Origin of the sequence: Brachybacterium paraconglomeratum, assembly GCF_039541415.1 — a bacterium.
GTDB lineage: Bacteria > Actinomycetota > Actinomycetes > Actinomycetales > Dermabacteraceae > Brachybacterium > Brachybacterium paraconglomeratum_A.
Map to the genome: position 1 here is coordinate 299,959 of NZ_BAABGE010000007.1, position 19,880 is coordinate 319,838.

Annotated in this window: 18 protein-coding genes; 7 read left to right on the top strand and 11 right to left on the bottom strand. The window is 68.2% G+C overall.

What is annotated here, in order from left to right:
* Nucleotides 1-3 precede the first annotated feature (3 nt).
* Nucleotides 4-1,656 (bottom strand): NERD domain-containing protein, encoded by a 1,653-nt coding sequence (locus ABD893_RS10630; RefSeq protein WP_345079502.1) that lies wholly within the window; start codon nt 1,654-1,656, stop codon nt 4-6.
* Between the two features lie 167 nt (nt 1,657-1,823).
* On the opposite strand from ABD893_RS10630, the gene ABD893_RS10635 reads away from it, so the two are divergent.
* Nucleotides 1,824-2,915: a DNA glycosylase AlkZ-like family protein gene (locus ABD893_RS10635; protein WP_345079505.1), complete on the top strand. Its 1,092-nt coding sequence runs from the start codon at nt 1,824-1,826 to the stop codon at nt 2,913-2,915.
* Nucleotides 2,916-2,948: 33 nt separating this feature from the next.
* On the opposite strand, the gene ABD893_RS10640 is transcribed toward ABD893_RS10635, so the two are convergent.
* Nucleotides 2,949-3,335 (bottom strand): hypothetical protein, encoded by a 387-nt coding sequence (locus ABD893_RS10640; protein WP_345079508.1) that lies wholly within the window; start codon nt 3,333-3,335, stop codon nt 2,949-2,951.
* Nucleotides 3,336-3,530: 195 nt separating this feature from the next.
* On the opposite strand from ABD893_RS10640, the gene ABD893_RS10645 reads away from it, so the two are divergent.
* Nucleotides 3,531-4,100: a DapH/DapD/GlmU-related protein gene (locus ABD893_RS10645; RefSeq protein WP_345079511.1), complete on the top strand. Its 570-nt coding sequence runs from the start codon at nt 3,531-3,533 to the stop codon at nt 4,098-4,100.
* An 84-nt stretch (nt 4,101-4,184) separates the two neighbouring features.
* Here the strand turns inward: ABD893_RS10645 and ABD893_RS10650 are convergent, their stop codons facing one another.
* Nucleotides 4,185-4,685, bottom strand: a complete 501-nt coding sequence (locus ABD893_RS10650) for a hypothetical protein (RefSeq protein WP_345079514.1) — start codon at nt 4,683-4,685, stop codon at nt 4,185-4,187.
* Between the two features lie 358 nt (nt 4,686-5,043).
* On the opposite strand from ABD893_RS10650, the gene ABD893_RS10655 reads away from it, so the two are divergent.
* Nucleotides 5,044-5,427 (top strand): VOC family protein, encoded by a 384-nt coding sequence (locus tag ABD893_RS10655; RefSeq protein ID WP_345079517.1) that lies wholly within the window; start codon nt 5,044-5,046, stop codon nt 5,425-5,427.
* Nucleotides 5,428-5,440: 13 nt separating this feature from the next.
* Here the strand turns inward: ABD893_RS10655 and ABD893_RS10660 are convergent, their stop codons facing one another.
* Nucleotides 5,441-6,967, bottom strand: coding sequence for a DUF1846 domain-containing protein (locus ABD893_RS10660; protein WP_345079520.1), 1,527 nt, complete (start codon nt 6,965-6,967; stop codon nt 5,441-5,443).
* Nucleotides 6,968-7,173: 206 nt separating this feature from the next.
* Here ABD893_RS10660 and ABD893_RS10665 point away from each other — a divergent pair, with 206 nt between their 5' ends.
* Genes ABD893_RS10665 through ABD893_RS10675 form a run of 3 tightly spaced genes read left to right on the top strand, consistent with a single transcriptional unit; the run spans nt 7,174 to nt 10,143 of the window.
* Nucleotides 7,174-7,974, top strand: coding sequence for a ThuA domain-containing protein (locus ABD893_RS10665; protein ID WP_345079523.1), 801 nt, complete (start codon nt 7,174-7,176; stop codon nt 7,972-7,974).
* Nucleotides 7,971-9,116 (top strand): Gfo/Idh/MocA family protein, encoded by a 1,146-nt coding sequence (locus ABD893_RS10670; RefSeq protein WP_345079526.1) that lies wholly within the window; start codon nt 7,971-7,973, stop codon nt 9,114-9,116. The genes ABD893_RS10665 and ABD893_RS10670 overlap by 4 nt, the downstream gene beginning before the upstream one ends.
* A 25-nt stretch (nt 9,117-9,141) precedes the next feature.
* A complete protein-coding gene (locus ABD893_RS10675; RefSeq protein ID WP_345079529.1) occupies nt 9,142-10,143 on the top strand; it encodes a LacI family DNA-binding transcriptional regulator in 1,002 nt (333 codons plus the stop codon).
* Here ABD893_RS10675 and ABD893_RS10680 read toward each other — a convergent pair whose 3' ends face one another.
* The 7 genes from ABD893_RS10680 to ABD893_RS10710 form a co-directional block, all read right to left on the bottom strand.
* A complete protein-coding gene (locus tag ABD893_RS10680) occupies nt 10,144-10,821 on the bottom strand; it encodes a YesL family protein (protein ID WP_345079532.1) in 678 nt (225 codons plus the stop codon).
* Nucleotides 10,818-11,780 carry a carbohydrate ABC transporter permease gene (locus ABD893_RS10685; protein ID WP_345079535.1) on the bottom strand — a complete coding sequence of 321 codons (963 nt, stop codon included), beginning with the start codon at nt 11,778-11,780 and terminating at the stop codon, nt 10,818-10,820. The genes ABD893_RS10680 and ABD893_RS10685 overlap by 4 nt, the downstream gene beginning before the upstream one ends.
* An 8-nt stretch (nt 11,781-11,788) precedes the next feature.
* The gene (locus ABD893_RS10690) at nt 11,789-12,784 is read right to left on the bottom strand and encodes an ABC transporter permease (protein WP_345079537.1); all 996 of its coding nucleotides are present in this window, start codon (nt 12,782-12,784) and stop codon (nt 11,789-11,791) included.
* The gene (locus ABD893_RS10695) at nt 12,781-14,412 is read right to left on the bottom strand and encodes an extracellular solute-binding protein (protein ID WP_345079539.1); all 1,632 of its coding nucleotides are present in this window, start codon (nt 14,410-14,412) and stop codon (nt 12,781-12,783) included. Before ABD893_RS10695 ends, ABD893_RS10690 begins: the two co-directional genes overlap by 4 nt.
* 46 nt (nt 14,413-14,458) lie before the next feature.
* Entirely contained in the window at nt 14,459-16,393 is a 1,935-nt protein-coding gene (locus ABD893_RS10700; protein WP_345079542.1) for a glycoside hydrolase family 127 protein, read from the bottom strand.
* A 128-nt stretch (nt 16,394-16,521) separates the two neighbouring features.
* On the bottom strand, nt 16,522-17,535 hold the full coding sequence (locus ABD893_RS10705) for a LacI family DNA-binding transcriptional regulator (protein ID WP_345079545.1): 1,014 nt from the start codon (nt 17,533-17,535) through the stop codon (nt 16,522-16,524).
* A complete protein-coding gene (locus ABD893_RS10710) occupies nt 17,535-18,569 on the bottom strand; it encodes a LacI family DNA-binding transcriptional regulator (protein ID WP_345079549.1) in 1,035 nt (344 codons plus the stop codon). The genes ABD893_RS10705 and ABD893_RS10710 overlap by 1 nt, the downstream gene beginning before the upstream one ends.
* 131 nt (nt 18,570-18,700) lie before the next feature.
* Between ABD893_RS10710 and ABD893_RS10715 the strand changes: the two genes are divergently transcribed.
* Nucleotides 18,701-19,870 carry a peroxidase-related enzyme gene (locus tag ABD893_RS10715; protein WP_345079552.1) on the top strand — a complete coding sequence of 390 codons (1,170 nt, stop codon included), beginning with the start codon at nt 18,701-18,703 and terminating at the stop codon, nt 19,868-19,870.
* Nucleotides 19,871-19,880 lie beyond the last annotated feature (10 nt).

Consider the following 19,880-nt stretch of genomic DNA (forward strand, 5'->3'; position numbering starts at 1 on the left):
TGCTCAGGCGGGCGAGCTGATCCGCTCCCATACCTCGCCGCCGCCAGCGTCCCAGATCTCGCCCCCGTCGCCCACCACGACCAAGAGCGAACGTGCCCGCGACAGGCCCACGTACAGCAGCTGCGCAGCCCGCTCCGCGGAGCCGAAACCGTTCACGGCGAGCACCACCACGGGCCGTTCCAGGCCCTTGAAGTTCAGCACGTGCCCGTAGAAGACGTCCGTCGCGGCGAAGAACTCATCCCAGTACCCGTCATAGCCGTACTGCTCCACCTGCTCCTTCTGGACCGGGTGGCGGCTGCGGGTGGTGAGGAGGGCGATCTGGCCCGGCTCCCAGCCCTCGTCCATGAGCTGCTCGACCACGTCGTCGGCAGCGGGAACTGCATCCTGCGTGGCGGCCTGGACATAGCGGACCGGGGCACCGTCGTCCATCCGTGGGTTCTGCGTGAGCGGGGTCAGCGGCGCGAAGGTGCGGGCGATCGCCTTCGTGTTGCGCAGATTGTCGTCCAGCGGGAAGGGGTTCAGGGTGATCGGGGCGCGGCCCTCCCGATCGAACACGCTCTGGTGCTCGTCGGTGAAGACGAAGAGCACACCGTCCGCAGGACTCCGCAGGCACGGCTGCAGCCCGTCCCACCAGATATCGGCGAAGTCCTGCGCCTCGTCGACCACGATCGCGTCGAACAGCTCCTGCGGCTGCTGAGCGGCGGCGAGCTCCGCGAGCCGGCGGGGCAGGTGCTCCTCGTAATAGGTGGCGGGATCGCCGTCGAACTGCTCCTCGGTCTCTGCGCCCCAACGCACCGGGAGTTCGTGGAAGAGGCCGACATAGGCGGGACGCTCCTCCTCGGGCCAGGTCGCAGCGAGCAGTTGGAAGTGGCGGGCCAGCCCTCGCGAATAGCAGAGCAGGGCGGTGCGGAATCCCTCCCGGGCCAGGGTGCGGGCCTTGATCATCGCCAGATGAGTCTTGCCCGAACCGGCTCCGCCGATGATCTGCGCCCGGTGCTGGAAGCGCAGCAGCGCGATCGCCCGCTCCTGCTCGCGGGTGAGTGCATTGCCGGCGTCGGCGATCTCACGGGCCAGCAGCTGATGGTTCTCGATGGCGCGATGAGTGCGGCGCAGGACCTTGACCGCATAGCTGCACTGGGTCGGATCCAGCGGTGCGTAACCGATATGCGACTGCGCATTCAGGGCGTGCACGATCCGATCCGCCAGTCGCGGAAGGTCGGTGACGTCCAGCGTGATCTCCCGAGGAGCCTCCGGCACCTCCCATGCCGGTGGCAGCTCCGTGTAGGGGAGCATCACCAGGTGCACAGCGCGACCGATGGGTGTGGAGGAGGCGTTGTTGAGGTAGCCGATCAGGTGATGCTTCGCCGTCTGCGCCTGATCGATCGGGGACTTCTTCAGCTCACGCCGCCCACTGCGGTCTTCCTGATACCAGCGCCCCTCCTGCACGGAGATCCGGCCGCCCTTGACCTCGATCACCGCCATGCCGATTCCCGGCCACAGCACCAGCAGATCCGCTTCGATCTCCTCACCGCCGGTGGTGAGGCGCTGCCCGGCGATCATCACGGCATCGTCCGGCAGCTGATCGCGCAGGTGCTCCCACACCCTCTCCTCGGCTGTCGAGGCGAAGTCAGGCTGCGCGGGGTGGATGATCGGCATGGAGCTCCTCAAGGTCTGTCCGGCGTCGTCGCCGGTGAGGCCAGGCTATCGAGTCTGCTACGCGCGGGACCGCAGAGAGCGCACTGCAGACGTCGGAGCTCAATGCCAGAATCAAGCGCATCCGAGGCAGGGCACTCCTTCGTCGGATGACCGAAGGAGATCGGACCATGCGTGAGCTCACCCTCCAGCAGGCGCGCCGCATCGCCGTGCGAGCCGCGGGACTCGGCTCTCCCCGCCCCACCACTCTGCGCGAGGCGATCGGCGCGGTGGGGCCGATCCGCCTGGATCTCACGACGTACCTCTGCCCGAGCCCCGAGCTCGTGCTGTGGTCGCGTCTGGGCCGACGCTTCGACCCCGCAGAGCTCGACTCGTTGCGCACGCACCGCCTCCTCGTCGAGATCGCCGGCAACCTCCAGCGCGCCGAACGGTATGCGCTGCATCGTGCGCAGATGGAGGCCTGGCCCGGTGAGCCTGCAACGCCGTTCGCCGCCCAGCAGGCTCGCTGGGTCGAGGCGAACCGAGCTGCGGCGGAGGAGATCTTGCAGACTCTGCGCTCGGAGGGTCCGCTGCCGCCGAAGGAGCTGGAGGTCTCCTTTCCCGTCCCCCATCGCTCCAGCGGCTGGAACAACGACAAGAGCGTGGTGATGATGCTCGAGCGCCTCGCCGACAGAGGCCAGGTCGCCGTGTCCCATCGCGAAGGGCGCCAGCGCGTCTGGGATCTTGCCGAGCGGGTATTCCCGGAGGTGACGGCCGTACCGTTCGCGGAGGCCGAGCGCCTCCGCAACGAGGGCAGGCTCAGGGTGCAGGGCATCGCCCGGGCTTCCGGCCCCGACTGCGACCCCGGCGTCGGCACGGTGGGGGAGGAGGTGATGATCCAGGGCGTGCGCGGACGCTGGCGGGTGGACCCCGCGCCGCTGGAGGAGCCATCCTTCCGCGGACGCACCGCGCTGCTGTCGCCCTTCGATCCTTTCGTCCTGGATCGGCACCGGCTCAAGGAACTTTTCGACAGTGACTATGCGCTGGAGATGTACGTGCCCGCGGCGAAGCGCCGCTTCGGCTACTACGCACTGCCGATCCTGCACGGCGATGCGCTGATCGGCACGGCTGATCTCGAGGCCGACCACGCCCATGGAGTGCTCGAGGTCCATTCGCTGCGACCCTCGACCGACTGGGCGCCGAGCGTCACCCGCGCCGTGCACGCCGAGGTGCGATCGCTCGGCCGAATGCTGGAGCTGGAACTCGCCGATGAGCTGATGTGAGGGAGGGCTGGAAGCCTCCGCACCAAGTCCGGCTCAATCGCAGGTGTCACACACCCCGGTCGCCGGCAGTGCGTAGAAGCAGCTCGGGCAGAAGCTGAGCCGCTCCTCGCCCTTGGTCGTGGTGGCCGAGCGCGGGCGGAAGGAAGACAGTGCGAGCCCATGCCAGTCCGGCTCGGGACGGTCCTCGGGTGCGAGCCCCTTGCGGAACTCGACGTAACCCGGGTACAGGTACATCACCGAACGCCCCTCACCATCTTGCGCAGTGACGCTGCCGTTGGACGCAGTGCGGTAGAAGCTCACCGCTTCCACCCGATCGAAGTTCTCGCCGATCAGGCGGATGTCCCCGACGGACCAGTCTGGATTCCAGCCCAATGCTTCAATGCGGGTCATCCGGCGGCGGTGGGAGAGATCCGTTGTCATCTGCCCAGTAGAGCACGGCTTTCCGCAACGGTCGACGGGCACGGTGATGGCCGCGCGCCGGATATCCCCGATCCGGCGCGCAGACCGAAAAATTCTCTCACGTCGGGTCTCCCCCATTGGACACGTCGCACGATGGCTACCCTGGATCAGCGCGCCCCGTGATGTCGGCGCAGTGATCCCGTAGAAGGCGGCTCCATGACTCTCACCGACTTGCTCCATGCTCTCGACTCCGGCGAGACCGTGCCGGCGAACTCTCCCTTGCACGCCGTGATGCATGAGACCAGCCAGGAAGCGCTGCGGATCACCGGGGAGCTCAACGGCAAGTACCACGAGCCGGTGCGGGTGCGGGAGCTGCTCGCCGAGCTCACCGGGCGCGAGATCGACGAGAGCGTCACCCTCTTCCCGCCGTTCACCTCCGATTTCGGCAAGAACATCCGCCTGGGCAAGCGGGTGTTCCTCAACGCCGGCTGCCGCTTCCAGGACCAGGGCGGGATCGAGATCGGCGATGACTGCCTCATCGGCCACAACACCGTGATCGCCACCTTGAACCACGACCTCGCCCCCAGCCGCCGCGGGGACCTGCATCCCTCCCCGGTGGTGATCGGCAAGAACGTCTGGATCGGCGCGAACGTCACGATCCTGCCCGGGGTCACGATCGGCGACGATGCCGTGATCGCGGCGGCGTCGGTGGTCACCAAAGACGTTCCTGCGAGGGCGCTCATGGTCGGCTCGCCAGCGCGGATTCTCCGCACCGTCGAGGGCTGAACCGTCGACGGTTCCCACAGCCACAGCGCGTGAGCGAGCGCGAGGACCTTCACCCGGCTGCTCGAGCGGCCCCGCAGGCGCGGGTCAGCCGATCCCGAGGGACTTCGGAGAGCAGGGTGCGGCATCCACCGCGGCCTGCTGGATCCGGATCTGGCCCTCAGCGGTGATCAGCAGCGTTGCACCATGCTCGTCGGCAGTCTCCAGCAAGGACCGCGAGCCCTGCTCGGTGACGTCCTCGATCGACGCGAACCCGTAGCCCTCCACCACGGCGTTCACGCTCGTGATGCGGTCGGTCCAGCCGTCGTCGCCGTCCGGAGCCGGCAACGGGGCCTCGGGGTCCCAGGTGCCCGGCGTGAAGCGGCAGGCCCCGTTCTCGCCCGCGACCTTTCGGGTCTCCGGTGCCTGCTGCCAGGTGGCGCCGTCGTCACCGAGCGCGTCACCGAGCGCTCCCACGAGGCTCTCGTAGTGCGTGACGGCCTCGGAGGCAGGCAGAGTGGTGGTGCCGATGCCGCAGGCGGCCAGTGGCACCACCACCGCGAGCAGCGCCAGGGCCTTGCCCGTGCGGAGGGCGAGGGGACGCTGCATGGCTTCTCCTGGTGGATGGGTCCTTCTCCCCATGGCGGGTCGCGACGGGGTGATCTAGCGTTCACCGTATCCCGCACCGGTGCCGGATACGGGGCGGACACCGACCAGCTCCTCTCCTTCGCCGAGATCGTGAAAGGGGCCGGCACGCGGATCGGCGATCTCACGCAGGAGCTGCTCACCTCGGCCTCGACGCTGGAGTGGACAGGTCCGGATGCGGAGCAGTTCCGGGCCGAGCTGGAGAGCCAGATCGCCGTCGATCTCCATGCGCTGGGCGGGCGCTGCGAGGCGATCGCACGGGGGTGCGGCAGGGACGGTCTCGGCCATGTTATCTTGAAGTCAAGATAACTTAGGAGATGCTGTGAAGCTGCACCACGTTCAGGTCTCGATGCCCCGAGGCTCGGAGGCCGCTGCACGACGCTTCTACGCAGAGGCGGTCGGCCTCACCGAGGTGGACAAGCCCGCCGCGCTCGCCGGACGCGGTGGCTGCTGGTTCCGCGCCTTCGACGGCGAACAGGTGGTCGCCGAGATCCACCTCGGCATCGACCACCCCTTCATCCCGGCACGGAAGGCGCACCCGGCACTGGTGGTGGACGACCTGTCCGAGCTCGAGGCGATGGCGGCCGGCATCGAGGGGATCGGCTGCGAGGTCTCCTGGGCTGAGCGCGACACCTTCGACGGATTCCTCCGCTTCCACGCCCGGGACCCCTTCGGTAACCGCCTCGAGGTCATGACGCCGGCCTGAGCACTCAGCCGGCTCAGCGCTTGTGGTAGAGCGCCTTGTGCAGGAATCTCGGCTCGGAGGTCACCGAGATCCCGAGGTTGCGGAAGATGTCCTCGTCGACGGTGCCCAGGATCGTGGTGGTGTGCACATCGCAGCCTGCCAGGCTGCGCAGCTGGTCGATCGCCCGACGCGCGTTCTCATCGGTGGATGCCGAGACCGATAGCGCGATCAGCACCTCGTCGGTGTGCAGGCGCGGATTGCGGGAGCCCAGATGCTCCGTCTTCAGAGTCTGGATCGGTTCGATCGAGGTGGGGGAGAGCAGCTGCACGGAGTCCGCGAGGCCGGCCAGGTGCTTGAGCGCGTTCAGCAACATCGCCGCCGAGCAGCCCAGCAGGGGCGAGGTCTTGCCGGTGATGATCCTGCCGTCGGCCAGCTGGATCGCGGCGCCCGGTTCCCCGGTGCGGGCCTCGACCGCGAGCGCCGGCTCCACCACCGCCCGGTCGCTGAGCACGCAGCCCGCCTTGGACATGATCATCCCGATCCGCTGGGAGACGATGTTGTCCTCGTCATTGATCCGCTCATGCATGAGCGCCTTGTAGTAGCGGCGGATGATCTCCTGGCGCGACGCCTCCCTGCACACCTCGTCATCCACGATGCAGTCGCCGGCGAGGTTCACCCCCATATCGGTGGGTGAGGCGTAGGGAGAGTCGCCCGTCAGCCGCTCCAGCAGCGTGCGTAGCAGCGGGAACACCTCGACGTCACGGTTGTAGCTGGTGACCTGCTTGCCATAGGTCGCGAGATGGAAGGGGTCGATGAGGTTCAGATCATCAAGATCTGCCGTCGCCGATTCATAGGCGAGGTTCACCGGATGCGCGAGCGGCAGGTTCCAGATCGGGAAGGTCTCGAACTTCGCGTATCCCGAGCTGATCCCGCGCTGATGATCGTGATAGATCTGCGAGAGACAGGTGGCCAGCTTGCCGGAGCCCGGACCCGGCGCAGTCACCACGATCAGGTCCCGGGTGGTGTGGGAGTACTCGTTCGCCCCGAGGCCCTGCGGGGAGACGATCCGTTCCGTGTCCTGCGGATAGCCGGGGATCACGGTGTGCCGGGCGACGTTGAGTCCCAGACGCTGCAGCCGCTCGATGAAGGCGTGCGCGACCTGGTTGGAGTCCTCCAGCTGGGTGAGCACCACGTTCTCCACCAGGAAGCCGTGCTCGCGGAACACGTCGATGAGACGCAGAGTGTCGTCCTCATAGGTGATGCCCAGATCCGCACGGACCTTCTGGCGCTCGAGGTCTTTGGCGTTCAGGCACACCAGGATCTCCAGCTCATCCTTGAGCCGGTGCAGCATCGCGATCTTGTTGTCCGGGGTGAAGCCCGGCAGCACCCGCGCGGCGTGGTGATCATCGAAGAGCTTGCCGCCCATCTCCAGGTACAGCTTCCCGCCGATCTCCTCGCGGCGCTGCTGGATGTGGCGCGACTGCAGCCCGATGTACTTCTCGCGATCGAAGCCGATAGCGGCGGCGGACGGGGAGCTGGGACGAACATCCGGAACGGTCACCCCGGCACGCTAGCACCGTCCACCTGCGAAGGTGCGGGCGGGCGCGGATAAGGCCTCGGGATGTGGCCCCGGCGACGCGAGCAGTCCGCGGCGACAGGGGTGAATCGCCCACGTGTCGATTCGTATCGATATACGCTGGTCGATGAAGAGCCTCGAGCATCTTCGCCCGTTCGTCTCCTGCCGCTCCGCCCTTCCGAAGGACATCCATGGCCATTAGCACCAGCCCCCTGCGCGTCACCGTCTGGGGCGAGAACCGCCACGAGCAGCGCGATGCGCGCGTTCGAGAGCACTATCCCGAAGGGATGCACGCCGCGATCCGCGACGGCATCGTCGAGAATCTCGGCGATGAGGTGACCACCCGCTTCGCCCTCCTGGACGATCCTGAGCATGGGCTCAGCGAAGAGGTCCTCGCGGCGACCGACGTCCTCACCTGGTGGGGGCACATGGCCCACGACGAGGTGTCCGACGAGGTCGCCGAGCGGGTCCAGAAGCATGTGCTGGCCGGGATGGGCCTGGTGGTCCTGCATTCGGGGCACTGGTCCAAGCCGTTCGTCCGGCTGATGGGCACCACTTGCACGCTGCGCTGGCGTAACGAGGCCGACCGTGAGCTGGTATGGACCGTGAATCCCTCACATCCGATCGCCGAGGGCGTACCGCACCCGATCGTCATCCCCGAGCAGGAGATGTACGGGGAGCACTTCGACATCCCGGTGCCCGATGAGCTGGTCTTCGTCTCCTCCTTCAGCGGGGGAGAGGTGTTCCGCTCCGGCTGCACCTTCCGGCGAGGCAAGGGCAAGATCTTCTACTTCAGCCCCGGTGACCAGGACTATCCCGTCTATCAGCACCAGGCGGTCCGGCGCGTGATCGCCAACAGCGTGCAGTGGGCCCGGCCGGCGGTCGCCGACCGCGAAGTGCCCTTCCTGGACCGGTATGAGACCGAATGGTTCACCACCGGCGCCGTCGGCCAGGGCGTGGGCGACGCCGCAGCAGCAGGGAAGAGCGCATGAGCACGCACACCGCCGCAACAGCACCAACCCCCGTCCCGGTCGTCGTGATCGGCGCCGGCGGCATGGGCCGAGCGTGGATCAGCACGGTGTTGCGCAGCGACGCGGCCCGGCTGGTCGGGGTGGCTGACCTGCTCGAGGGAGCCGCGGAACGCGCGGTCTCCGAGGTGGTGCCCGAGGAGCAGCAGGCCGGGATCGTCACCGGGACCGACGCCCTCGAGGTCGCCCGGCGCTCCGGCGCGGAGGCGGTCATCGACGTGACGATCCCGGCCGCCCACCACGCCGTCACCGCGGACGCCCTGCACGCCGGATTCCCGGTGCTGGGGGAGAAGCCGTGCGCTGCGACCCTCGCCGAGGCGGTCTCGCTCGCCGGCCATGCGGAGGCCACCGGGCAGCTGTTCATGGTCTCCCAGTCCCGGCGCAACAACCCCCACCTGCACGAGGCGCGGCGCCTGGCCGACGAGCTCGGCGGTGCCGGCATCGTGGACACCCGCTTCTACAAGGCGCCCCGCTTCGGCGGCTTCCGCGACGAGATGGATCACCCGCTGATCGTGGACATGGCGATCCACGCCTTCGACGCCGGTCGGGTGCTGGTCGACGGCAATCCGCTCGCCGTCACCGCCGCCTCCTACAACCCTTCCTGGAGCTGGTACGCCGGAGACACCGCCGCCACGGTGACCATCACCTACGACAGCGGGACCGTGCACACCTTCGCCGGCTCCTGGGCCGCCCCGGGGGCCGAGACCAGCTGGAACGGCGAGTGGCGGATCAGCTGCGAGCTCGGGAGCGTGCTCTGGGACGGCGAGACCGTGCCTGCCGCCCACCGGGCCGAGAAGGAAGCCGCAGAGGTCGTCCTCGGCCGCACTCCTGCACCGGATGCCCGCTGGGAGTTGGCAGACTCCCTCGCGCGGTTCTGCGCGGCGCTGCGCGGCGGGCCGATGCCGGACTCCGAGGTGCACGGGAATGTATGGACCCAGGCGATCGTCGAAGCGGCGGTCCGCGCGGCCGACACCGGCACCCGAGTGCAGCTCGCGGACCTGCTCGAGGAGGCGCTCGCCGCCGCTCGGATCCTGGATTCCGAAGACGGGCGCAGCTCAGCTCTGCAGTCATGGAAGACTGGCAGCGCGGGGCTGAGCATCGGGTGAGCACATCCGGGGAGGGAGACCGGGCGTGGCGGTGAGGAAGACAGCGGCGAGGGCGAAAGCCCCGACGAGCCAGGACGTCGCTCGGCTCGCCGGCGTCTCCCAATCCACCGTGAGCTATGTGCTCACCGGCTCCCGCCCGATCTCCGAGGAGACCCGTGTCCGGGTCGAGGACGCGATCGCCAAGCTCGGATATCACCCCAACTCCGGCGCTCGCACCCTGCGCTCCCGGCGCAGCGGCGTGATCGGCCTGATGGTCCCCGAGACCGGGGCTGACGATGGAGTGCTGATGGTCTTCATCGCGGCGATCGCCCGCGAGGCCCGCCGACACGGCTACGACATCCTGCTGGTCACTGCGCAGGAGGGAGCGGCAGGGATTCGGCGGGTGGTCCGCACCGGGGTGTGCGAGGGCCTGATCCTGATGGAGCTGGACCGGTTCGACGAGCGCGTCGCCCCGGTGATCGACTCCGGGCTGCCCTTCGTGACGATCGGCAAGCCCGAGGAATTCCCCCAGGGCTCCGTCGTGGACCTCGACTTCGAGATGCTGGGACAGATGGTCGTGGAGCGGACCCTCGAGGAGGGCTGTGATCGGCTGCTGCTGTTCGGTGCGCCGGACCGCAGACGGTCACGCAATGACGTCTCCCGCTTCCTGGCCGGGGTCGAGGACGCCGCAGAGGAGGCGCAGCTCGAGGTGGTGCTCGACGCCGGAGCGCTCGCCGACGTACCGGACAGGGCGCTGCGGATCACGCTCCCCACGCAGCGCACCGCCCTGTTCGGCATCACCGGTGTGCGTCAGGTGCTGTTCGCGATGGCCGCCGCCGGCGCACTGGTGGACGAGACGCGACTGCTCATCGGGCTCAGCGGCGAGTATCTGGCAGATATCAGTCCGCTGCTGGCCGCGGTGCCGCAGATCGATCCTCGCCGCGTGGAGATCAGCGAGCTCGCCGTCGGAGAGCTGGTGCGACTGCTCCAGATCGACGGCGCCGGGCCCCGGATCACTCTGGTGGAGCCGCGCTGGCTCGAAGGCTGATCACGAGCTGAGCGGCATCGCACCGGAACGCCACATCAACCTCGTCACCGCCCACGCAGGCAGGGCGATGCCGAACACGGGCACCAGCCCGGGAACGGTCTGGGCCACCCAGATCGTTGCGGCGAGCAGGACTGCGGTGAACAGTGCGATCGATGGCCGGCGCAGCAGCAGCACCAGGCCCATCCGCAGCACCCGGCCGATGGGGTCGGCGAAGTGGGCGGCCAGCGGCCACACCACGGCGCTCAGCAGCACCAGCACCACCGTCAGCACCACCACCAGCCCGCTCACCAGCGGAGCGATGGATCCCAGCGCGACTCCGGTCAGCACTGCGCGGTCCAGGGCGAGCAGCAGCCATCCCAGCAGCAGCACCCCACCCAGGCGGTGGGCCCGCCAGAACTCCTTGCGCCAGGCGCCCCAGAACTCCTTCCAGAGCCGGGGCCTGGGGCGCGGACGTTCCCCGGCCTCCTCCGCGATCTGCTCGAGCCGGTCTTCCCTCAGCACGGTGCACAGCGCTGCCGTCGCCGGCAGCGCTCCGAACACCACCGCACCGGCCAGGGTGCCGAGCACCCAGAGCAGCTGCAGCAGGAACAGTCGCAGCGCCAGCTCACCGACGACCAGGTGCCAGCGCACCAGCTGAGGCATCAGCCTCGCCGGCCGCGCCGGGGCCAGGGCGCTCACCCCTTCACCGACCCGATCAGCACGCCCTTCTCGAAGTACTTCTGCAGGAACGGGTACAGGATGATGACGGGCAGCGTGGAGACGATGATGACCCCGTACTTGATCTGGTCGGCGTAGCGCTGCCCGTAGGCACCTCCCGAACCTCCCGCACCCCCGGCGCCACCGGAGAAGGCCTGGTTGGACAGGAGGATGTCCCGCAGGACGATCTGCAGAGGCTGTTTGTCGTAGTCCCGCACGAAGATCAGCCCGGTGAAGAAGTCGTTCCAGTGCTGCACCAGGTAGTACAGGCCGATCAGGGAGATCAGTGCTTTGGACAGCGGCAGCGCAATGGTGGTGAAGAAGCGGAAGTAGTCCACGCCGTCGATCATGGCGGCCTCGAAGAGCTCTTCGGGCAGTGAGTTCTCGAAGAATGCTCGCGCGATGATCAGGTTGAACACATTCAGCGCCGAGGGGAGGATGAACACCAGCCAGTTGTCCAGCAGCCCCAGATCCCGGTACAGCAGGTAGGTCGGGATCAGACCGCCGCTGAAGAACATCGTGAAGGCGAAGATCAGCATGAGCGGGCGTCGCGGCCGGAATTCACGCCGCGAGAGCGCATAGGCCGCAGGCAGCGTGACCACGAGGTTCAGCGCCGTCCCCACCACGCTGTAGATCAGAGTGTTCCGGTACCCGACCCAGATGCGGGTGTCCTCGAAGATCTGCTGATATCCGAAGAAGCTGATGTTCTTCGGCAGGAACGCGACCCTTCCCGTCGCGACAGCCGTCGGATCGCTGATGGAGGCGATCATGACGAAGTACAGCGGGTAGAGCGTCGTGAACAGGACTATTGCGCAGATCAGAGCGATGACGACGGTGAAGACCATGTCATTGCCGGTCAGGCGGCGGCCCAGCCGGCGAGGGGAGCTGCGAGGGACAGGACGGCGTGTGGTCTCAGTGGTCTCAGCGGTCTCGGTGGTCATGGGGCCCCTCACCACAGGCTCGTGTCGGAGGCGCGCTTGGAGATCTGGTTGGCGATCACCAGGAACGCGAAGTTGATGATGGTGTTGAACAGCCCGATCGCCGTGGAATAGCTGAACTGGCTGGAGAGGATGCCGATCTTGTAGGTGTAGGTCGCGATGACCTCCGAGACCGGGAGGTTCAGCGTGTTCTGCATCAGGAACACCTTCTCGAAGCCGGTGTTCAGCACACCGCCCATGTTCAGGATCAGCAGGATGATCATCGTGGGCACCAGGGCCGGGATGTCGACATTGCGGATGATCTGCAGCCGTGAGGCGCCGTCGATGCGTGCCGCCTCGTACAGCTGGGTGTTCACCCCGGCCAGCGCCGCGAGATAGATGATGCTGTTCCAGCCGGTGTGCTGCCAGATGTCCGAGAGCACGTACACGGGGACGAAGGCGCTGGTGCTGCCGAGGAAGTTGACGCCGTCCAGACCGAAGAAGGCGAGGAAGCGGGTGATCAGGCCGGAGCTGGGGGAGAGGAACACCTGCAGCATGCCCACGATCACCACGATCGAGATGAAGTGCGGCAGGTAGGTCACCGTCTGCACGATCCGGCGCAGCCGTGAGCGGAGGATCTGGTTGATCACCAGAGCCAGCGCGATCGGAGTGAGGAAGCCCAGCACCAGCGTGGCCAGGCTGATCATGACGGTGTTGCGCATGAGGTCGCCGAACAGCGGGCTCTCGAAGAACTGGATGAAGTACTTCAGCCCCACCCACTCCCCACCGGTGAGTCCCTTGGTGAAGTCGAACTCGCGGAATGCCAGCTGGATCCCGTACATCGGCACATAGGCGAACACGATGACGAACCCCAGCGCGGGCGCCAGCATCACCCACAGCTGCCAGTACCGGCCCAGGTGGCGGCGCACCTTCGACGGAGCTCTGGGGCCTCTCTCAGCGGGGACGGCATCGGAGCGCTGGGTACGAGGTCCCGCCGCCTCCGCGTCCGTGGTGGTCCCGGCGCTCACGACGTCGAGGCCATGTAGTCGTCGTAGTACTTCTGCCGGGTGGCGACGTTCTCGGCCACGCCGCTCTCCTCGATCGTGGCGACGTACGCGTCCCAGCCCTCGTCGATGCCACCGGAGGTGACCCACTCGGCGAACCGGGTCATCGCCGTGTTCATCAGCGTGGTGTCCACCAGGCTCATGGCGTTGAGGTCCTCTTTGGTCATCTTGATGAACAAGCCGGGGTAGACGTCCAGGTCGAGCTCCATGTTGTCGATCGCCGGCTGCAGCGGCACCGATTCGTCCACCGCCTCCTGGAGGTCGGTGGGGAGCTCCACCTCGATGGTGTCTCGGATCCACATCGGCCCGTTGTCCGCGAGGGTCGAGGTCCACTTCCAGGTCGACGGGTCTGTGCCGTCCTCCGCGGGCAGAACCTTGTAGGAGTTCTCACCGGTCTTCTCGATGTTCGGGCCGATATCCCCGAACAGGACCTGGATCGAGATCTCCTGGTCGTAGAAGGTGTTGATGACCTTGAGCGCGGCGTCCTGGTTCTTGGACTCGGCGGAGAGCGCGACCTGATTGCCCGGGAAGTTCTCGCCGTACTGGTCGAAGCTCCAGGTGACCGGCTCGGGCTGGCCCGCTGCGTGTTCGAGCACGCCGATCGCCTCGTACTGCTCGTAGATCTCAGGCCCGAACCTGTCCGAGCGGGTCCATCCCCAGGTGAAGCCGACGGACGCGACTCCATCGCCGGGGCCACGGGCCACCGACTGATAGGCGGAGTAGTCCTGGGTCATCACCTCGCTCGAGAGCAGCCCTGCCTCCTGGCAGCGGGCCAGGAAGGTGACCACCTCGCGGTAGCGATCGTCGGTGAGGAAGTTGCCGACCTTGCCGTCCTGCAGGTAGTAGCCCTGCCCGCCGCCTCCCGCGAGGGGGAGGCCCATGCTGCCCAGCAGCAGGATCGACTGGAAATAGCCGAAGCCGCCGGTGTCCACCGGGCTCCAGTCCATCGGGAGCACCTGCGCGCCGGTGCCGGTGGGATCGCCCTCCTTGAAGGCGACGAGCACATCGAACAGCTCGTCCCAGGTGGTGGGCATCGACAGGCCGAGCGTGTCCAACCACTGCCGGTTGATGTACTGGTGCTGGACGGTGGGCGGCCAGAACCGCTTGTATCCCGGTACCGACCAGATCTCACCGGAGGGCTGGGTGGCCAGGGCCTTCAGCTCCGGCTTCTCCTCGAGCATGGCGACCACATTGGGGAGGGCGTCCAGGGATTCTGCGAGGTTCGCGAAGAGGGAGCCGTAGGTCGCGAGATCGGTGTCGTTGATGGCCTGCGTGCCGACGATCAGATCCGGGATATCCCCGGCGGCGAGCATCGTGGACTTCTTCTGGTCCCAGTCCGCGGAGACCTCCTCCCACACGATCGGCATCCCGGCGGCCTCCTCGAGAGCTGCGGTCCAGGCCATCTCGGCCATGGGCTTGGTCAAGGCGTGCTTGACGACGAGGATCCGCAGCTCGCCCTCCTTGCTGCTGGCGTTCCCGCCGCAGGCGCTCAGAGAGAGCGTGCTGCCGACGGCGGCGGTGGCGGCGAGCCCACCGAGGACGGTCCGCCGGCGGGGGCCTCGGCGGGAAGGGATCGGGCGGTGGATCGACATCTTTGTCTCCTGAGGGGGTGGGGTGGTGAACGGCGGGGATGGATGGTCAGTGCTCGAGCGGGAGCCAGAGCCGCATGGCTCCAGGCCCGCGATTGCCCCAGCGGGAGAAGGGCGTCGTGGTGACGGTGATCCGTTCTGCCTCGGGGCGGGCCGGGGCCTCGTCGTCGGCGGAGCGGTAGAGCTCCCCTCCGTCGGGCCGGTGCAGCAGCGAGATCTCGAGACTGCCGTCCTCCTTCATGCACGCCGTCGCGTCGGTGGGCACGAGCAGGTCATCGACCTCGACCCCGCTCGGCAGATCCACCTGTTCGAGGCAGTGGACGATCGGTCCTCGCTCGAGCGCCACGCAGCCGCGGGTCGCATCGACGCGTGGGTGCGATCGCGTCCAGCGCGGAGGCATGTCCAGGGTGATCACCGTGCCGTCGACGTCCTCGAGAGCGAGCTCGAGCCGCTGGGCGGAGAGCTCCTCGGCGCGCAGGGGGCGCTCGGCCCCGTCGGCGGCAGTGACCGATCCGCTGCGCACCCAGCCCGGGATCCGCACTCCGAGGCGCGCACCTTCCGCAGCGATCAGCGGTGTCAGGCGCAGGCCGAGCACACCGGACGCGGGATAGTCGGTCTCCACATGCAGGGTGCCGGTGCCCACCTCGGCAGGGAGCGCGATGGACATGTCGGTGAGCTGGAGCAGCTCGAGGCTCGGCCCCGCCTCTCCCGAGCGCCACGCTGCGACGTAGGCCCCGAACTGGGCGATGGTGCGGGCGATGTTCGGCGGACAGCAGGCGCAGGAGTACCACTCCCGCCGTTCAGCCGGGGCGTTCTCCTCGTCGAATCGGTCCGGCCTGCGCTGGAGCGGGTTGGAGTAGAAGAAGCGGGTGCCGGTGGCGTCGAGCGACGCGGCCAGCGCGTTGTGGATCTCCCGCTCGATGATGTCGCCATGGCGGGGATCATCACCGGAGAGCATCATCCGCCAGGTCCAGTGCAGGTCTGCGATGGTCGCGCAGGTCTCTGCGTAGGCACGGTCCGAGGGCAGCTCGTAGTCGTTCCCGAAGGACTCATCGCGATGACGCGAGCCGAAGGCGCCGGAGAGGTACATCTTGCGGGTGTGGGCACGATCCCACTGCTCGTCCATGACCTCACCCAACGCGGCCTCGCCGGTCTCGAGGAAGAGATCGCTGACGCCCGCGTTCAGGTACAGCTGGCGCACCGCATGGCCGGTGGGGTCCACGGCCTCGCGCACCGGCAGATGGTCCTGGAAGTAGTGATTGCCCAGGCCGCCGCCGGGGAGGAGGTCGCGCCCGCGCTGATCGATCAGGTGCTGGGCCAGATCCAGATGACGCTGCTCGCCGGTGTGGCGGTACAGCTCGACCAGGGCGGTCTCGATCTCGGGGTGTCCCGGGATACCGTCCTCGCGGCCGGGTCCGAAGCGGCGCTCCACCAGGTCCACGAAGCGCAGCGCGAGGTCGAGCAGGTCCGTGCGATCGGCGGTGCGGGCCAGGGCGATGCCCGCCTGCAGCCAATGACCGAGCACATACAGCTCATGCGTCCAGTGCAGCTCCGCGAACTTCTTCTCCGGGTGCACGCCCTGGATCCAGGTCTGCAGGTAGCCGCTGGGTTCCTGGGTCCGGGCGATCAGCGAGATCATCTCGTCGAGCCAGGCGGTGTGCGCCGTGGTGCCGGAGCGGCCGATCTCCCAGGCGACGGCTTCGATGACCTTGTAGAGATCTGAGTCGGCGAAGACGAAGCCGCGATGCTTCGCGCCGGATTCCCCGACCAGCCGTCGGAAGTTGTCGATCACCCCGGAGGTCTCCAGCTGCTCGATGCAGTGGGGGATGGTGGCGGCGGCGTTCAGCTCCTGCCAGGCGCCGAGGCTGCCTCGGGCGTGCAGCACCACCTGGGAGAGATCCAGCGGGCGGAGCCCCGACGGGCGTGCGGCGCGGGGGAGCGCGGGCGCCATGCGGGGGGTGGAGTGCAGGGAAGGGGACGGCACAGAGAACTCCTCGTCGAGATGTGATGCAGGCCATCCTGAATTGTCGATTAAGCGTTGTCAAGAGGGGACACAACGTTGGAAGCCTCTGTCCGCTGTGTGACCTCGGGCGCGGATTTCCTGGGGCGCGGTCAGCCGCCGGTGGAGGCGCGGACGATCAGCTCCAGCGGTGCGCACTCGCGCCGCGCCGGGCCGTCCTCACCCGCCAGCCGTGCGCTCAGCATCGCGACGGCACGCTGCGCCATCTCCGGCACTCCCGGGTCCACCGAGGTCAGAGGCGGGGTGGTGAAGGCGGCCTCCTCGGTGTTGTCGAAGCCGGTGAAGGCGACGTCCTGCGGGATCCGCAGACCGGCGAGCGAGGCGGCGCGCATGGCGCCCACGGCGGCCGCATCGTTGATGCACATGACTGCGTCGAATGGAGCACCGGAGCGCAGCAGGCCGACCATGGCCTCGAGGCCGGTCTCCCTGCGGTCCCAGTCCGTGCCCTGGATGGCCAGGGCCGGGTCGATCTCGAGGCCCCGCTCGGTATGGGCATCGTGGTATCCGCGATAGCGGGGGCCCCCAAGAGAGGGCAGCCAGGGATCGGCCACGTACGCGATCCGCCGCCGGCCGAGGTCGAGCAGGTGCCGGGTCGCGGCGAGGAATCCTTCCTGCTCTCCCATCACCACTGCATCGATCCCTGGGGTGGGCACGCCTCCCACCTGCACCGTCGGCAGTACGGGTCCGGCTCCCCCCAGGAGCTCCTCGGAGAGGAAATGCGGGCACACGATCAGACCGGCGACGTCCTGCGTGGTGCGGCCCAGCACTGCGTCCCGCTCCGCCTCCGCGTCATGAGAGAGCCTCAGGGTGGTGCTCAGGCCGCGCTCCTCGAGGGCGAGGATCAGTGCCTCGGCCATCCGCGCGAAATATGGCTGGACGAGATTGGGCACCATGATCGCGATGCGTTCGGACGCACCCAGTGCCAGTCCGCGCCCCGCGGCCGACGGGACATAGCCCAGTTCTCGTGCCACGCGATGCACCGTCTCCCTGGTCATGGAGGAGACCCGGATCGTCCCATCGGTGCGCTCTGGTGCGCGCAGCACATGAGAGACGGTCGCTGCGGAGACCCCGGCGGCCGCGGCGACATCGGCGAGGGTCACCCGCATCACCGTGTCCCCCGATGCTCTGTGTGCGTCGCCCCGAGGGTGGACTCCGCGCGGATCAGGGTGGTCGGCACTACGCTGCGCTGCGGTGCACTGCTGTCCCCGCCTGTGCGCCGAGAGATCAGCTCGATCGCCCGCCGGGCGATCTCCGGCAGGTCGAGGTCGACCGTGGTCAGGGAGGGAGTGGAGAACCGTCCATCGTCGATATTGCCGTAGCCGGTCAGTGCGACTTGGAGGGGGACGTCGAGCGCCCGCTCACGCAGCAGCGAGAGCGCCCCGATCGCGAGCTCGTCGTCGGCGCAGACCAGCGCCCGAGCCCAGGGGTGCTGCTCCAGGGTCAGTGCCGCCAGCTCCCGGCCGGCTGCACGGTCGGCGATGTGGGTGGAGCGGGTGCCCGGGCGAGCTTCGGGGCGGAGCACGGGGGCGTCGGGATAGAAGTCGATCAGCTGGCCGAAGAAGGGGTCAGGCAGCTCGGCTTCGCGACCCAGCAGCACCACGTCCTGATGATGGACCCGCTGCAGGTGCCGGGTGAGGGCCTGCGCCGCGCCGGCGTCGTCGCTGTCGATCGAATCCAGGACGACGGGATCCTCGAGGCTCGACGCCGTGCACAGTCCGATGATGGGCCGACCCGGGTCGAAGGCGGGAGGCTGGCAGTCGCGGGGGAGCGGGCCGATGTGGACCACCGCGTCGAAGAGAGCGCCCCGGGAGGCGAAGGTCTGCATGATCCGCTCGGCCTGCCCCCGGGAGGGCTCGATCGAGACGCGCAGGCCCTGCCGCTCGGCCTCGATGACCAGCTCCTGAGCCAGGCGTGCTGTGGTCGGCGCTTTGAGATCCACCAGGGACAGCCCGATCAGCCCGGAGCGGCCGGTACGCAGAGAGCGCGCATGCGCATTGGGCGTCCAGCCGAGCTCGTCGATCGCGCTCTGCACGCGTTCGCGCACCGCATCGCTGATGCTCGGATGACGATTCACGACGCGGGAGACGGTCTTCGTCGACACGTCGGCCCTCGCCGCGACCTCCTTCATCGTGGGCGCCATGGTCCTCCTTGGTCGCCGTGCACATGGCGCACGAGCTCATGGCAGGATACCGCGCTGACCTCGACCCCTGGTGACACCTTCCACACCGCCCCGAACCCTAGTGAGCCTTTTGGGGAGCATAAGATGACCGCATGCCCGATCAGCAGCAGTCCTTCGACGCCCACCAGATCCTCGACGCGGTTCTCACCGGAGCCGGGGAGGCGAGTGCGGCATTGGGGACGCTGCGCCCGGAGGTGCTCGCCCAGACCCGCAGCGCCTATGACGCGCTCTACCGCGAACCCCAGGTGCTCCCAGCTCCTGTGCTGCACGCGCTCGCCGCCGTCACTGCGGACTGGCAGGGCAGCGGCGTCCTCGCGATCTGGCACCGGACCCAGGGGGCCTCCCTGGAGCTCACCGCCGCCGACCCGATCTCCAGCAATCCCGCGCTCGCCGTGCTCCGTGACCAGGTGGATCTGCTCTCGATCTCCCCGGCGCTCGCCACCCTCGCCGATCAGGAGCGGCTCGCAGCCGCCGGTCACGACTCCCGCACCGTGGTGCTGATCAGCCAGCTGGTGGCCTTCGAGAGCTACCTCCAACGGCTGGTCGCCGGTCTCGCCGCGCTGCAGGGGATCGACGTCCCGTCGGCCGACGCCCCCACCCGCATCCCGCGATCCCGCGGCCGTGCCGTCGCACATGGCGGCACCACCCCCACCGGGCGCACCCGCCCTGCGGCCTTCACCCGGGACCAGCTCGAGTGGGAGCCGTGGATCGAGGTCCCTGCCGAGGACGAGCTGACGGACGAGCAGCGAGAGTCCTTCGCGTCCAAGGCGAGCGTGAACAGCGTCTACTTCCGGATGCTCTCCCTCACTCCCGGCATCACCCGGGCTCGCAGCGAGCTCGACAATGCGATCTTCCTGCCCCGTGACGGCCTGCCCAAGGCCGAGCGCGAACTGGCTGCCGCGGTGGCCAGCAAGGTCAACGACTGCATCTACTGCGCCTCCGTGCACGCGCGCAAGGCCGCCGGCTTCTCCAAGCGAGAGGACGACGTCGACTCCCTGCTCGCCGCAACCCTCGAGCGCGACGCCGACTGGATCGCCGCACAGCTCGCCCCGCTGGCCGACGACCAGGACACACGCTGGAACGCGATCATCGACGCCGCCGCCGAGCTCTCTCGCCCCCGCCCCGCAGCGGTGCCGATCGCGCCGCTGCGCGCGCTCGGCCTGAGCGATCACGAGATCACCGACCTGTTCACCGCCGCCGGTTTCTTCGCCTGGGCGAACCGCCTCATGCTCAGCCTCGGCGACCCCTCGCTCCCCGCCTGAACCACCCTGA